This window comes from Nocardioides sp. Arc9.136 (assembly GCF_030506255.1).
GTDB lineage: Bacteria > Actinomycetota > Actinomycetes > Propionibacteriales > Nocardioidaceae > Nocardioides.
In genome coordinates this window covers 349,959-364,538 of the sequence record NZ_CP113431.1, presented here as the reverse complement: position 1 = coordinate 364,538, position 14,580 = coordinate 349,959, and the positions used below count along the sequence as shown (strand labels likewise).

Sequence of the window (14,580 nt, the reverse complement as noted above, 5' to 3'; positions counted from 1 at the left end):
GCGACACGGCCCCCACCCGGTGGGGTGGGGGCCGTGTCGAGGGGAGCCGCCTGTCGGAATCGAACCGACGACCTTCTCATTACGAGTGAGACGCTCTACCGACTGAGCTAAGGCGGCGCGCTGCCCGGCGCGGTCGAGACCTGCCGGGCAACCCGGGAGAGTATACGGACGCCGCCTGCCGGGGCGAAACCGGCACACGCCCGGTGGTGGAGCGGTGGGTCAGGCCGCGAGGACGACCGTCGAGCCCTTGGCCGGGGCGAGGCCGTAGAGCGCCGACTGCTCGGCGCCGCACCAGCAGGTGAAGGTCGCCACCGGGCCGCGCTCGCTGTCGGCGACCGCCGTGACCTGGGAGGGGAAGATGAGCTGGCGCTTGGCGCAGGCGGTGCAGACGTGGGTGAACACGGCGGATCCTTTCTCGACTCGGGTGGAGTGGTGCTGAGTCCATTCTGGAGCAAGTCCAGCCATAGGGGTAGCCTGACTTTCCTGCGGTTGACATAGGCTGGACCTATGCTTTCTGTGCACCAGCTCACATGCTTCCTCGCGACGTACGAGCAGGGCTCGCTCACTCGTGCCGCGGAGGAGCTCGGGTACGCCCAGCCGTCGGTGTCCGAGCAGATCCGGGCGCTGGAGAAGTCCCTCGACGTGCAGCTGTTCCGCCGGGTCGGGCGCGGCGTCGTCCCGACCACCGTGGCCGACACGCTCCGGCCGTACGCCGAGCGGGTGCTGGCCTCGATCGTCGAGGCCGAGCGGGCGGTGCAGGGCGCCCGCTCGCTGGAGACGGGGACGATCCGGTTCGGCATGTTCGGCACCGCCCGGCTGTACGCCGGCGCCGGGCTCGTCGCGGACGTGCTCGAGCGCTACCCCGGCGTCCGGGTCGAGCTGATCGGCCAGAACTCGACCGACGTGCAGGAGGACCTGCGGCGCGGTCGGCTCGAGGCGGCGATGATCGCCGTGGCGGCCGCCTCGAGCGAGGGCATGACCATCACGCCGGTCGCCCGCGACGAGCTGGTCTACATCTCCGCCGACCCCGAGCGGGTGGCCTCGCCGGTCACCGCCCACCGGCTCTCCCAGGCGTCGCTGGTGCTTCCCGAGACGACCTGGCGGGCGAACGACTCCACGCGGATCGTGCTGCGGCAGATGCTGCACGAGACCGGCCGCAACCCGACCACCCGGATCGAGGTCGAGGACGTCGAGACCGCCGTCGAGCTGGTCGGCCTGGGGCTGGCCGACAGCGTCGTCCCGCGCGGCGTCGTCGACGAGCTGCTCCCGCGCCTCGCACCCCGCGCCGGCTGGGCCCCGCTGCGCCCCCGCCAGCACGACATCCTCGCGATCGTCCACCGCTCCGACGCCACCCTCTCCCCCGCCGCCCGGCTGATGATCGAGCTGGCCACGCGCCGCATCCAGGCGATCGCCGACCCCATCCACCCGAGGTGATCGCCCGAAGGCTGCGACCCTGTTATTGTCTAGTTACTCACTCGACTTAGCAGGAGGAAGCATGACCAGCACCCTGGACCGCCCCACCCGCGCCACGTCCGACCTCCCCACCGTCCGCAAGGTCGGTGGCCGCATCGGCGCCGTGATCGAGGGGGTCCGCCTCGGCGCGGACCTCGACCCCGAGGCCGTCGCCACCATCCGCGCCGCGCTGCTCGCCCACAAGGTGGTCTTCTTCCGCGGCCAGGACCACCTCGACGACGCCGGGCAGCTGGCCTTCGCCGAGCAGCTGGGCACGCTCACCACGGCCCACCCGACCGTCAACACCGGCAGCGCGCACGTCCTCAGCCTCAACGCGACCAAGGGGATGGCGGCCAACAGCTGGCACACCGACGTCACCTTCGTCGACCGTGTCCCGGCGATCAGCGTGCTGCGCGGCGTCACCATCCCGCCGTACGGCGGCAACACCGTCTGGGCCAACACCGTCGCGGCGTACGACGCCCTCACCCCGCCGCTGCGGGCCCTGGTGGACGGGCTCTGGGCGGTGCACACCAACGAGTACGACTACGTCGCCACCTCCGAGGACCCCGAGGGCGACTCCCCCGACCGCGACGCGCTCGACCGCGGCCAGTTCCGGGCGACGTACTACGAGACCGAGCACCCGGTGGTGCGCGTGCACCCCGAGACCGGCGAGCGCTCGCTCGTCCTGGGGCACTTCGTCAAGCGCTTCGTGGGGCTGAACACCGCCGAGTCCAGCGCGCTGTTCAAGCTCCTCCAGGACCGGGTGACCCGGCTGGAGAACACCGTCCGCTGGCAGTGGCAGGAGGGCGACGTCGCGATGTGGGACAACCGGGCGACCCAGCACTACGCCGTGGCCGACTTCGACAACCACCGCCGCGAGGTACGGCGCGTGACGGTCGTCGGCGACGTGCCGGTCTCGGTCGACGGCCGCTCCAGCCGGGTCGTGGCCGGCAGCTCGGACGCCTACGCCCGGATCGACGAGCTGATCAGCTGACCCGACCGGTCAGCAGCGCAGCCCGTCCTCGGGGACTGTCCCGTCGACGAGGTAGTCCTCGACCGCCTCGTCGACGCACGCGTTGCCGACGTTGTAGCCGGTGTGCCCGTCGCCGACGCGGGTGATCAGCACACCGGACTCCAGCTCGCCGGCCAGCGCCTCCGCCCAGGCGTACGGCGTCGCCGGGTCGCGCGTCGTGCCGATCACCAGGATCGGCGGCGCCCCGGCGGCGTCGATCTCCGGCGTCTCCACGGTGGCCTCCGCCCGCACCCCGAGGCAGCCGGCCTGCCCCCACGCGAAGACCTCGCCGAAGGTCGGCGAGGCCTCCTCGAACGCCGCCACCTGCCCGGGGATGTCGTCGGGGTCGACCGCCGACGGGTCGTCGAGGCAGTTGATCGCGAGGATCGCCTCGGAGCTGTTGTCCTGGTAGCCCTCCGGTCCGCGCGAGGAGTAGAGGTCCGAGAGCTGCATGAGCTGCGACCCGTCGCCCTCGAACGCCGCGGTCAGCGCTCGGGTGAGCAGGAACCAGTAGTCGCGGTTGTAGAGCGGCGCGATGATCCCCGTGATCGCGTTGCCGACGGCCAGCTCGCGCTCGCCGCCGGTGGGCAGCGGCTCGGCGTCGACCTCGTCGATGAAGTCGGTCAGCCGCTGGAGGCCGGCCTCGACGGAGTCGCCGAGCGGGCAGTCACCGCTGTCGACGCAGTCCTCGGCGTAGGCGCGGATCGCCGTCTCGAAGCCGCGCGCCTGGCCAAGGGTCTGCTCGCGCGCGGTGAGCGTGGGGTCCACCGCCCCGTCGAGCACGAACCGGCCGACGCGGTCGGGGTGGAGCTCGGCGTAGGTCGCGCCGAGCTTCGTGCCGTACGACGCGCCGAGGTAGGTCAGCGTCGACTCCCCCAGCGCGGAGCGCAGGACGTCCATGTCCTGGGCCGCCTCGACGGTGGTGACGTGGTCGGCGAGGGCTCCGGACTCCGCGGCGCAGCCGGCGTTGAAGGCGCGCTGCGCCTGCTCGAGGGCGTCGGCCTCCTCGCGGTCGTCCGGGGCGGGGTCGGCGGCGAGGAATACGTCGAGCTGCTCGTCGGAGACGCAGTCGACGGCGGTCGAGAAGCCGGTGCCACGCGGGTCGAAGCCGACGACGTCGTAGCGCTCGCGCAGCGGCTCGCGGAAGGCGAGGCCGGCCTGCGCGGCGTACGTCGTGCCGGGCGCGCCGGGCCCGCCGGGGTTGACCACCAGCGAGCCGATCCGCCGGTCCGGGTCGCCGGCCGGCACCCTCAGCACCGCGATCTGAATCGTCTCGCCCGCCGGCTCGGCGTAGTCCAGCGGCACCGTCAGCCGGGCGCACTCGTTGTCCCCGCAGGCCGCCCAGGCGATCTCCTGCTCGTAGTACTTCCGCAGGGCCGGCCGGGGCGGGTCCTGCGCACCGGGCGCGGGGGTGGTGGTCGGTGCGGGCACGGACCGGCCCGCACCGCCCGAGGAGGACCCCGAGCCGTCACCGCCGGTGAGCCCGGCGACGGCGAGCCCGACGCCGCTGAGGACGAGCGCCGCGACCAGCACCAGCACGACGATCCGGACGGTCCTCGTGCTCATCAGGCGGCTCCTCGGCTCGGCACGCGCAGCGCGACCATCATCGACTCCAGGGCGAGGGCGACCGGGACGTTGAACTCCAGCATCTGCTCGCGTGCCTCGAAGATCCACCCGATCCGGCGCAGGTTCAGCTCCGGTGTCGAGGTCCGGACGACGACGTCGAGGTCGGCCCGGATCTCGGCGTTGACCAGCTCGCCGGGCGCGCCGGTCTGGATCGCGATCGCGTCGCGGTAGACCGACACCAGGTCCATCAGCGCGCGGTCGACCACGTCGAGGACGCGCCGCTTGGCGCGCCGCTTCTGGTCCTCCTGCAGCGCCTTGGCCGCCGCGGCGTACTCGCGCGGGCGTCGACCGCGGTCCTCGTAGCCGAAGGCCTGGTCGAGCTCGGCCTTCTCCCGCGCCTCCCGCTCGGAGGTGATGGCCTCCGCCTCCTCCTTGGCGACCTCGGCGAGCCGGGCCGCCGCCCGCATGCACCTGCCGAGGTCGGTGACCGAGGCGGGGATGCCGACGACCTCGTTGCGGCGCTGCCGGGCGCCCTCGTCGCGCACCAGCGCGCGGGCGCGCCCGATGTGTCCCTGGCTGGCGCGGGCGGCGTACGACGCGAGCGCGGGATCGACCGCGTCGGTGCGGGCGAGGAACGCCGCGACGTCGGCGGTGGCCGGCGTGGCCAGGGTGACCAGGCGGCACCGCGAGCGGATCGTCGGCAGCACGTCCTCGACGGTCGGTGCGCAGAGCAGCCACACGGTCCGCGCGTTCGGCTCCTCGATCGCCTTGAGCATGGCGTTGCCGGAGTGCTCGTTGAACCGGTCGGCGTCCTCGACCACGATGATCTGCCAGCGGCCGCCGACCGGGCTGAGCGCCGAGCGGCGCACCAGCTCCCGGGCCTCCTTGACGACGAACTGCACCGACTCGGTCCGCGCGACCGCGACGTCGGCGTGGGAGCCGGCGAGCACCGTGCGGCACGAGTGGCAGGTGCCGCAGCCGGCGTCCTCGCACTGCAGGGCGGCGGCGAAGGCGATGGCGGCGTTGGAGCGGCCCGAGCCCGGGGGTCCGGTGAACAGCCAGGCGTGGCTCATCCCCTGTCCGCGGGCGGCGGCGGCGAGTGCCTCGACCGGCCGGGCCTGCCCGACCAGGGAGTCCCAGACCGTCATCGTGCGGCCTGCCCGAGCAGCGGCTCGACGCGGGCGCGCACCGCGGCGGCGACCTCGTCGACGGGAGCGCGGGCGTCGAGCACGAGGTAGTGCTCGGGGTCGGCCGCGGCCATCCGCAGGAACGCCTCGCGGACCCGGCGGTGGAACTCCAGCCCCTCCCCCTCGATCTTGTCCCGCTCGGCGAACCGGCCCAGGCCCTGCTCGGGCTCCAGGTCGAGCACCACGGTCAGGTGGGGTCGCAGGTCGTCGGTCGCCCAGCGCGAGATCCGCTCCACCATGGCGAGGTCGAGGTCGCGCCCGGCGCCCTGGTAGGCCAGCGAGGAGTCGACGTACCGGTCCATCACCACGACCTCCCCGCGCTCGAGGGCGGGCCGGACGAGGCGCGCGACGTGCTCGGCGCGGTCGGCGGCGTACAGCAGCGCCTCGGTGTGCGGGTCGAGGTCGCCGGTCGTCGGGTCGAGGACCAGCCGGCGCAGGACCTTGCCGACCTCGGTGTCGCCGGGCTCGAAGGTCAGCACGACGGCGTACCCCTCGGCCTCCAGCCACTCGCGAAGCCGCCGGGACTGGGTGGACTTGCCCGACCCCTCGCCACCCTCGAAGCAGACGAGGACGCCGGTGGGTGGGTGCACGGCCCCGAACCTACGTGGGACGACCGACACCGGCCAACGCGGCGTGCAGGAATCCCCGGGGCCCCGGGGATTCCGGCACTCCTCGGCGGAAGCTTCCCCTGAGGAGTGCCGGTTTCCCCTGAGGAGCACCCGGGCGACGTCGGCCGCCGCGCGCGCCGCGGACCGCGGCTGCCAGACTCCCGCGCCATGACCACCGCGCGCACCGTCCCGGTCACCACGGAGATGGACGGCGACGAGCTCGACGCCGAGGACGCCTGGCACCTCGCCCGCCACCACGGGCTGCGGCGGGTGGCGGTCGACTCCTTCGTGCGGTTCCGGTACGGCGACGGGTTCACCAACAGCCGCGCGCTCGCCCTGCAGGCCTGCCTCGCGGTCGTGCCGTTCCTGCTGGCGCTCACCGGGCTGACCGCCGACCTCGACCAGCAGCGGCTGGCCGAGGTCGTCGCGCTGACCGTCCAGCAGGTCTCGCCCGGGCAGGGCGGTGGCGACGCGCTCGCCGGGGCGGTCGCCGGCGGCGACAGCAGCGAGGACGCCGGCGAGGTCGCGCTCGTCCTGGGCCTGGTGCTGTCGCTGGTGTCGATGACGACCGCCATGGGCCAGGTCGAGCGCGGGACGAACCGGATCTACGGCATCCGCCGCGACCGGCCCGCCCTGCACAAGTACGGCCGCGCGGCGGTGCTGACCGCGCTGCTGGCGGTGCCGGTGGGGCTCGGGTTCCTGCTGCTCGTCGCGGGCGGGGCGTTCGGGGACGCGATGGTCGAGGTCTACGGCTGGTCCGCCTGCACCGACCGGGCCTGGGACGTCGCCCGCTGGCCCCTGGGCCTGCTGCTGCTCGTCGTGACGATCGCGGTGCTGCTCGACCACGCCCCGCGGAGACGCCAGCCGGCGCTGTCGTGGCTCGCGCTCGGCTCGGCCACCGCGGTGGCGGTCAGCCTGCTCGCGGCGGCCGGCCTGGCGGCGTACGTGCGGCTCAGCGGGTCCTTCGGCGACACCTACGGGCCGCTGGCGGGGATCATGGCCCTGCTGCTGTGGTCCTGGCTGAGCGCGACCGGGCTGTTCTACGGCACGGCCGTGTGCGCGCAGCTGGAGGCCTACCGCGCCGGCGAGCCGGAGCCGGCGTACGACGACCCCGGCCGCCCGCACGGGCGGGCGGTCCGGGACTCCTGAGAGCGGCGCCGGTCAGGCCTTCTTGGCCGCGGCCCCCGTCGCCTTCTTCGCCGTGGTCTTCTTGGTCGCCGCCTTCTTCGCCGTGGTCTTCTTGGCCGCCGCCTTCTTGGCCGGCGCCTTCGTCGTCTTCTTAGCGCCCTTCTTGGCCGGGCCGCGCTCGCGCCGCTCGGCGAGCAGCTCGGCGGCGCGCTCGATGGTGATCGACTCGACGGTGTCGTCCTTGCGGAGGGTCGCGTTGTACTCCCCGTCGGTGACGTACTCCCCGAACCGGCCGGACTTCACGACCACCGGCTGCCCGGAGACCGGGTCGTTGCCGAGCTCCTTGAGCGGCGGCGCGGCCGCGGCACGACCGCGCTGCTTGGGCTGGGCGTAGATCCGCAGCGCCTCGTCGAGGGTGATCGTGAGCAGCTGGTCCTCGGAGGCCAGCGACCGCGAGTCGGTGCCCTTCTTCAGGTACGGCCCGTACCGGCCGTTCTGCGCGGTGATCTCCTCGCCGTCCTCGGCGGTGCCGACCACCCGCGGCAGCGACAGCAGCTTGACGGCGTCCTCGAGGGAGATCGTGTCGAGCGACATCGACTTGAACAGCGAGCCGGTGCGCGGCTTGGCCGACTTCGGCGCGTCCTCGGGGAGCACCTCGGTGACGTACGGGCCGAAGCGGCCGTTCTTCGCCACGACCTCGAGGCCGGACTCGGGGTGGCGGCCGAGCTGGATCTCCTCCCCGGCGGGGTTGGCGAAGAGCTCGGTGGCCTTCTCCAGCGTCAGCTCGTCGGGCGGCAGGTCGTCGGGCACGTTGGCCCGCTTGCCGATCGGGTTGCCCTCGTCGTCGGGCCCCTCGAGGTAGGGGCCGTAGCGGCCCACGCGCAGGTTGATCCCGGAGTCGGGGCCGCCGACGGGGAACGTCGCGAGCTCGCGCGCGTCGATGTCGCCGAGCCCGTCGACCAGCTTCTTGAGGCCCTCGACGTCACCGGTGCCGAAGTAGAACTCCGCCAGCTCGGTGCCGCGGTCCTTGCGGCCGGCGGCGATCTCGTCGAGCGCGTCCTCCATCTGGGCGGTGAACTCGTAGGAGATCTGCCGGGGGAAGTGCTCCTCCATCAGGCGGATCACCGAGAACGCCAGCCAGGCCGGCACCAGGGCCGTGCCCTTCTTGTAGACGTAGCCGCGGTCGATGATCGTCTTGATGATCGAGGCGTACGTCGACGGGCGGCCGATCTCGCGGTCCTCGAGCTCCTTGACCAGCGTGGCCTCGGTGTAGCGGGCCGGCGGCTTGGTCTCGTGGCCGGCGGCGGCGAGCGAGGCCGCGGAGAGGGCGTCGCCCTCGGCCAGGACGGGGAGCCGGGTCTCGGCGTCGTCCTTCTGGCCGCCGTCGTCGGTGCCCTCGACGTAGGCCTTGAGGAAGCCGTGGAAGGTGATGGTGCGACCGCTGGCGGAGAACACCACGTCCTCGCCGGTCGCGGCGGTGCCGCCGATGCGGACCGAGACCGACTGGCCGGTGGCGTCCTTCATCTGCGAGGCGACGGTGCGCATCCAGATCAGCTCGTAGAGCCGGAACTGCTCACCGGTCAGGCCGGTCTGGCCGGGGGTGCGGAAGGTGTCGCCCGCGGGGCGGATCGCCTCGTGCGCCTCCTGGGCGTTCTTGACCTTGCCGGCGTAGGTGCGGGGGGCGTCGGGGAGGTACTCGGCGCCGTACAGCTCGCGCACCTGCGACCGTGCCGCGTCGATCGCGGCCCCCGACAGCGTCGAGGAGTCGGTACGCATGTAGGTGATGAAGCCGTTCTCGTACAGGCGCTGGGCGACCGACATCGTCACGCTCGCGCTCATGCCAAGCTTGCGGCTGGCCTCCTGCTGCAGCGTCGTGGTGCGGAACGGCGCGTACGGCGAGCGGCGGTAGGGCTTGGACTCCACCGAGCGCACCTCGAAGGTGCTCTCCTGCAGCGCCTGCGACAGCGCCTCCGCGCGGGTCCGGTCCACGTGCAGTGGTAGCGGTCGCTTGGGGTCACCATCGGTGGTGGCGGCTTTGAGGTTCCCGTCCGGACCGAAGTCCGAGCCGCGCGCGACCCGGACCGCGTCGACGGAGTGCAGCTTGGCCGGGAACATCCGCTGGTCGTGCTCGGAGCCGGCGTCGAAGGTCGCGTCGAGGTCCCAGTACGACGCCACGCGGAAGCGCATCCGCTCGCGCTCGCGGTCGACGACCAGGCGGGTGGCCACGGACTGCACGCGGCCCGCGGAGAGGCCGGACATGACCTTCTTCCACAGCACCGGGCTGACCTCGTAGCCGTAGAGGCGGTCGAGGATGCGTCGGGCCTCCTGGGCCTCGACGAGGTCCATGTCGAGCTCGCGGGGGTTCTCGGCCGCGGCGAGGATCGCCGGCTCGGTGATCTCGTGGAAGACCATCCGGCGCACCGGGATGCCCTTGGGCTTCAGCTCGTCGAGGAGGTGCCAGGCGATCGCCTCGCCCTCGCGGTCCTCATCGGTGGCGAGGAAGAGCTCGTCGGCGTCCTTGAGCAGCGACTTGAGCTTCTTGACCTGGTCCTTGGAGCGCTTCGGGACCACGTAGTAGGGCTCGAAGCCGTTGTCGATGTCGACACCGAACCGGCCCCACCACTTGTCCTTGATCTTGGCCGGGATGTCGGCGGCGGACTGTGGCAGGTCACGGATGTGCCCGATCGAGGACTCGACGACGTACCCCTGACCGAGGTAGCCCCCGATCTTCTGGGCCTTCGCCGGGGACTCGACGATCACCAACTTGTGTGCCACGGACCTGTCATTCCTCACGTTGCCTGGGACGGAGCCACGATCACCGGGGCTCACGGCCGCTCACGGTAGCGCGTGCTGTCGACCCGGCCGCCCCGACGGGGGCCGGGGACCAGCGCCCCGAGACCGATCTCTCCCTCAACGTTCCGGGCCCGGTCACCGTCAGAAGGGGGACAGTGGACACCGGACGGACGGGAGAGGGCACATGGCTGGAGGCGGACCGGGGACCGAACCCGGCCTCGGCGGGTTCGCCGACTTCATGGCCGTGCACCAGGCCGCGCTCCTGCGGCTGGCGCACGCGCTCACCGGCGACCCGCACGACGCCTGGGACCTGACCCAGGAGACCTTCGCGCGCCTCGGCGAGCGGTGGGACGGCCGCCGGCCGGACGTGCCCGAGGCGTGGGTGCGGACGGTCATGGTGCGCCTCAACATCGATCGGGTGCGCCGGCTGAGGCGCGAGCTGCCGCTGCTCGGCGGGGCCGACCGCGGCCAGCCGGTGCAGCAGGTCGGCGCGGTCGACGTGTGGCTGGTCGAGGCGCTCGCCACGCTCACCCCGCGGCAGCGCACCGCCCTCGCGCTGCGGTACGTCGAGGACCTCGACGTCCGTGGCATCGCGGAGCGGATGGGCTGCTCGGAGGGGACCGTGAAGAGCCAGCTCTCCCGCGGCACCCAGCGCCTGCGCGAGCACGCCCGCTACCACGCGGACCACCACGCAGGCCACCTCCCGGCCGTCCCGGGTCCGGCCCGACGAGAGGAAGCGAACCGATGAACGACGACACCGGGCACGACCGCACGATCGCCGCCGCCTACGACCGGCTGGGCGCCGCGGTGCACCCGCCGGGCGACGCCCCGCAGCGGGTCGCCCGCCGGATCGCCGTACGCCGCCGCCGGCGCCGCGCCGCCGGGGGCGTCGCCGCCCTCGCCGTGGCGGCCGTCGTCGGCACCGCCGCGGTCAGCACCGGCGGCGAGCCGGACCGGGCGGTCGACCCGGCCACGGAGCGCGAGCCCGGACCGGTGAGCACGCTGAGCACCACGATGCCGGACGGGACGACGCACACCTTCGACGAGGTCGAGGTGACCTGCGAGGGCGGCACCATCACCGCACAGTCGCCCTTCCGCACCATCGGCGAGACCGCGGACGGCGGCCTGTCAGAGCCGTACCTCTTCATCGAGGGCGAGGTCGACAAGCTGCCCGCGGGCCGGGTCCTGCACCTGCCGGTCGACGGGCCGGGTGGCTCGGACACCTACCCGGTCGTCCTCTTCTTCGCCCTCGCCGGGGACCGCGAGGCCAACGAGCTGTCCAGCGCCGTGGGCGGCGCCTCCGGCACCGTCGAGGTGATGGAGGCGACGTGCTCGCCCGAGCCGCACCTCGAGCTCCGCGCCGACGCCGTCCTCGGCAGCGAGGTCGAGCAGGAGGCGATGCCGCTCACGGGCGAGCTGCGGTGAGGAAGCCCTCCTCGACCAGCTCGGCCACGACGGGCAGGTAGGTCGCCCGGGTCTGCTCGGCGTCGCGGTCGGTGAGCTGGGCGACGGCGTCGAGGATCTGGCCGACGCTCAGCTCACCGTCGCAGGCACCGACCAGCGCCGCCTCGACGGTGTCGGCCTGCCGGGCCCGCCGCAGGCCGCGCTGCTGGCGCAGCACGATCGTCTCCGGGTCCTCGGCGCCCACCGGGCCGACGGTCTCCTGGCGCACGTCCTCGCGGACCACGAGCCGCACGTCCGCGCCGACCTCCACCGAGCCCGCGTCGCCCCAGGCGCGGATCGCGGGGCCGATCGGCTGCTCGACGTCGTAGGGCCAGTCAAGGAAGGTGCGCCGGCTCGCGCCCGGCCCGGTCCGGTGCAGGTTGATCCACCCGAACCCGATCGCCTCCACGCCCTGCTCCTCGAACCACGAGAGCCAGGTGTCGTAGCGGACCAGGTAGTCCGGCGCGCCGTGCTGCCCGGCGTCCTTGAGCCACAGCTCGACGTACGCCGAGGGGTCGAGCAGCTCGCGCTGCACGACGAGCGCGTCGCAGTCGTCGGCGATCCACGGTGCCAGCCGCTCGTCCCAGGGGCGGCCGTCGAGCACGGCCCAGTTGGCCAGGACCTGGCACCAGCCGCCGTCGGCGAGGTGCGAGGGCGCCGCACGGACGATGTCCTCCACGACGCGGTCCCCCGGCAGCCCGGAGTCGCGGTAGACCAGGCGCTCGCCCGTCGCCGGCGAGATGACGAACGGCGGGTTGGTGGCGATCAGGTCGAAGCGCTCGTCCGCGACCGGCTCGAAGAAGGACCCCTCGCGCACGTCGATGCTGCCGGCGACCTCGTTGAGCGCGGCGTTGAAGCGGGTCACCCACAGCGCACGCCGGTTGACGTCGGTGGCGACGACCTGGCCCACGTGGGTGGCGAGGTGCAGCGCCTGCACGCCGCACCCGGTGCCGAGGTCGAGCGCCCGGCCGAACGGCTCGCGGATCGTCAGCTGGGCCAGCGAGGTCGAGGCCGGGCTGATCCCGAGCACGTGGTCGGTGCCGACCACCTGCGGCCCGCCGTCGAGGCCGGGGGTCAGGTCGCTGACGACCCACAGGTCGCGGCCGTCGGCGGCGTACGGCCGCACGTCGAGGCGCGCGGCGACCTCGCCGACGGTCTGCTCGAGCAGGCCCTCGGCGGCCATCCGGTCCACCAGGTCCGGGAGCGCGCGCTGGGCCTCCGCGAGGCCGACCGGCGTCTGGAGCAGGAAGAGGCGGACGAGCGTCTCCAGCGGCGAGCCGCCCTGGGTGCGCCGCAGCCCCGGGGTCGTCTCGTTGCGGGCCAGGGCGTCGTGGGCGCTGGGACCGAGCAGCTCGGCGACGGCGTCGTAGGTGAAGCCGGCCACGGTCAGCGCCGCGCGCAGGCGGGCCGGGAGGTCGGAGGCAGAGGTGCTCACCGGCTCGACTCTAGGGCCATCCACGTCCGGGCGGACCTCCCACATGGCTCGTCCGGATGACTACCGAGCACCTGCCGCATGGCCCGGATGGACTAGTCCGTTCGGGCCATCCCGAGGCAAAGACCTGTCTTAAGACCCGTCCTTGGCCCTAGGTTCCGTCCAGGGGAAGAACGTGACGTGCGTGACACGTCGCGACACAGCTGTGCGTCCGGCCGGGAGCCCGGGCGTCCGATGGGGAGGGACCTGCATGCCCACGCACCACCGCGCCCTGAGCGCGCTCGCCACCACCGCCCTGCTGTCCTCGGGCCTCGCGCTCGGCACCGCCGGCTCGGCCGCGGCGGCGCCGGCGCAGCCGGCGCCGGTCTCCCGGCCGCAGACCGGCGACGGCATCCTGGACCCGATCCTCGACCCGATCCTGGGCGGCCTCTCCGTCGTCACCCAGCCGCTGCTGTCGACCCTCGGCGGCGCGCCCGGCGTGGGCCAGCTGCTGACCGCCACCGCGCCAGTCTGGAACATTCTGAACAGCCTCGTCGCCACCGACGTCGAGTGGCTGTGCGACGGCGTCCCGATCCCGGGGACGCAGGGACAGCTCACCTTCGTGCCGACCCAGGCCCAGGCCGGCTGCCAGGTCGCCGCGAAGTTCGTCGGACGGGTCCTGGGCATCCTGCCGGTCGAAGCCGTCACCGCCTCCGTGCTGGTGCCGCTGGGCGTGGCGCCGCAGACGCCGGTCGCCACCAAGCCGGTCGCCGTCGCCGGCACCCCGAAGGTCGGCGCACCGCTCACCGCGACCGCACCGGCCTGGGACACCGACGCCACCGACGTCGCCACCACCTACCAGTGGCTGCGCGGCGGCACGGCGATCACGGGCGCCACGGCCGCGTCGTACACCCCGACCGCCGAGGACCTCGGCAAGGCGGTCACCGTCCGCGCGACCGGCACCCGGGACGGTGCCCCCGAGCCCGCCACCTCGACCAGCTCCGCCGTCACGGTCCTCCTCGGCGACGCCCCGACCGCGGCTGCACCGGCCGTCTCGGGCGACCCCAGGCCCGGCAGCACGCTCACCGTCGCGGCGCCCGCCTGGTCGGGCACCGGGCCGGTCGTCACGACCTACCAGTGGCTCCGCGACGGCCAGCCGGTCACCGGCGCGACGACCGCGTCGTACGCCGTCACCGAGGCCGACGCCGGCCACAGCCTCGCCGCGCGGGCCACCGGCACGCGGGCCGGCCACGCCCCCGGCACCGCGACGTCCCAGGCCGTCACCGTCGGCGCCGCCGAGCCGCTGACCGCGACGGTCCCGCCCTCGATCACGCGGCCCGCGGGCGGCGTCACGGTCGGGCGGACGCTCACCGCCACCCCCGGCACCTGGAGCGCCCCGGCCACCGCGGTCGCCTACACGTGGCGGCGCGACGGGAGCACGATCCCCGGCGCCACCGGCCCGACGTACGTCGTCCGGCCCGCCGACGTCGGACGCGCGCTCTCGGTCGCCGTCACGGCGAGGGCGACCGGCTTCGCGGAGGGCACGTCCAGCTCGCCCACCGTCACGGTCGCCCGGTCGTCCTCCACCACCGTCGCGCGACTCAGCCGCACGGAGGTCCGCAAGGGCGCGAAGGTCACGCTCCGGGTCGCCGTCCGCTCGGCCGCCGGCGCCCCGACCGGCACCGTGCGCGTCCTCGACGGCACGCGGGTGCTGACCAAGGTCGTCGTGCGTGGCACCCGCACGGTCAAGCTGCGGGGGCTGGCCGTCGGCAGGCACCGCATCCGGGTCCAGTACGTCGGCTCGACCACCACGGCACCGTCGACCTCGAAGGTCGTCGTGCTCACGGTCCGGAAGCGGGCGTGACCACCTCCGGACCGGTCCAGACCAGCAGGGGCGCGCGGCCGATCCGTGTGTCCCACGTCACGCTCCGCCGTACCGTCGCGAGCGGAGAGAGCAGTTCCGGCGCCCCGTCCCGGGCG

At 73.7% G+C, this 14,580-nt stretch carries 12 protein-coding genes and 1 tRNA gene; 6 read left to right on the top strand and 7 right to left on the bottom strand.

Annotation, left to right across the window (positions count from 1 at the left end; translation table 11 throughout):
• Positions 1–44: 44 nt before the first annotated feature.
• Positions 45–117 (bottom strand) — tRNA-Thr (locus OSR43_RS01740).
• Between the two features lie 102 nt (positions 118–219).
• A complete protein-coding gene (locus tag OSR43_RS01735) occupies positions 220–402 on the bottom strand; it encodes a hypothetical protein (protein ID WP_302269229.1) in 183 nt (60 codons plus the stop codon).
• A gap of 105 nt (positions 403–507) precedes the next feature.
• On the opposite strand from OSR43_RS01735, the gene OSR43_RS01730 reads away from it, so the two are divergent.
• Entirely contained in the window at positions 508–1,434 is a 927-nt protein-coding gene (locus OSR43_RS01730) for a LysR family transcriptional regulator (RefSeq protein ID WP_302269228.1), read from the top strand.
• Positions 1,435–1,495: 61 nt separating this feature from the next.
• A complete protein-coding gene (locus OSR43_RS01725) occupies positions 1,496–2,446 on the top strand; it encodes a TauD/TfdA family dioxygenase (protein ID WP_302269227.1) in 951 nt (316 codons plus the stop codon).
• 9 nt (positions 2,447–2,455) lie between these two features.
• On the opposite strand, the gene OSR43_RS01720 is transcribed toward OSR43_RS01725, so the two are convergent.
• Genes OSR43_RS01720 through tmk form a run of 3 tightly spaced genes read right to left on the bottom strand, consistent with a single transcriptional unit; the run spans position 2,456 to position 5,807 of the window.
• The gene (locus tag OSR43_RS01720) at positions 2,456–4,030 is read right to left on the bottom strand and encodes an alpha/beta hydrolase (RefSeq protein WP_302269225.1); all 1,575 of its coding nucleotides are present in this window, start codon (positions 4,028–4,030) and stop codon (positions 2,456–2,458) included.
• Positions 4,030–5,178: a DNA polymerase III subunit delta' gene (locus tag OSR43_RS01715; RefSeq protein WP_302269223.1), complete on the bottom strand. Its 1,149-nt coding sequence runs from the start codon at positions 5,176–5,178 to the stop codon at positions 4,030–4,032. Before OSR43_RS01715 ends, OSR43_RS01720 begins: the two co-directional genes overlap by 1 nt.
• Complete coding sequence (gene tmk / locus OSR43_RS01710) at positions 5,175–5,807, bottom strand: dTMP kinase (RefSeq protein ID WP_302269222.1); 633 nt, start codon at positions 5,805–5,807, stop codon at positions 5,175–5,177. Before tmk ends, OSR43_RS01715 begins: the two co-directional genes overlap by 4 nt.
• A 186-nt stretch (positions 5,808–5,993) precedes the next feature.
• Between tmk and OSR43_RS01705 the strand changes: the two genes are divergently transcribed.
• Entirely contained in the window at positions 5,994–6,974 is a 981-nt protein-coding gene (locus OSR43_RS01705; protein WP_302269221.1) for a YihY/virulence factor BrkB family protein, read from the top strand.
• 12 nt (positions 6,975–6,986) lie between these two features.
• Here the strand turns inward: OSR43_RS01705 and topA are convergent, their stop codons facing one another.
• Entirely contained in the window at positions 6,987–9,728 is a 2,742-nt protein-coding gene (topA, locus tag OSR43_RS01700; protein WP_302269219.1) for a type I DNA topoisomerase, read from the bottom strand.
• A gap of 202 nt (positions 9,729–9,930) precedes the next feature.
• Between topA and OSR43_RS01695 the strand changes: the two genes are divergently transcribed.
• Positions 9,931–10,494 (top strand): RNA polymerase sigma factor, encoded by a 564-nt coding sequence (locus tag OSR43_RS01695; RefSeq protein WP_302269218.1) that lies wholly within the window; start codon positions 9,931–9,933, stop codon positions 10,492–10,494.
• On the top strand, positions 10,491–11,171 hold the full coding sequence (locus tag OSR43_RS01690; RefSeq protein ID WP_302269217.1) for a hypothetical protein: 681 nt from the start codon (positions 10,491–10,493) through the stop codon (positions 11,169–11,171). The genes OSR43_RS01695 and OSR43_RS01690 overlap by 4 nt, the downstream gene beginning before the upstream one ends.
• Here the strand turns inward: OSR43_RS01690 and OSR43_RS01685 are convergent.
• Positions 11,152–12,624, bottom strand: a complete 1,473-nt coding sequence (locus tag OSR43_RS01685; protein ID WP_302269216.1) for a methyltransferase — start codon at positions 12,622–12,624, stop codon at positions 11,152–11,154. The genes OSR43_RS01690 and OSR43_RS01685 overlap by 20 nt on opposite strands.
• A 247-nt stretch (positions 12,625–12,871) precedes the next feature.
• Here OSR43_RS01685 and OSR43_RS01680 point away from each other — a divergent pair, with 247 nt between their 5' ends.
• Positions 12,872–14,464: an Ig-like domain repeat protein gene (locus OSR43_RS01680; protein ID WP_302269215.1), complete on the top strand. Its 1,593-nt coding sequence runs from the start codon at positions 12,872–12,874 to the stop codon at positions 14,462–14,464.
• Positions 14,465–14,580: the final 116 nt, after the last annotated feature.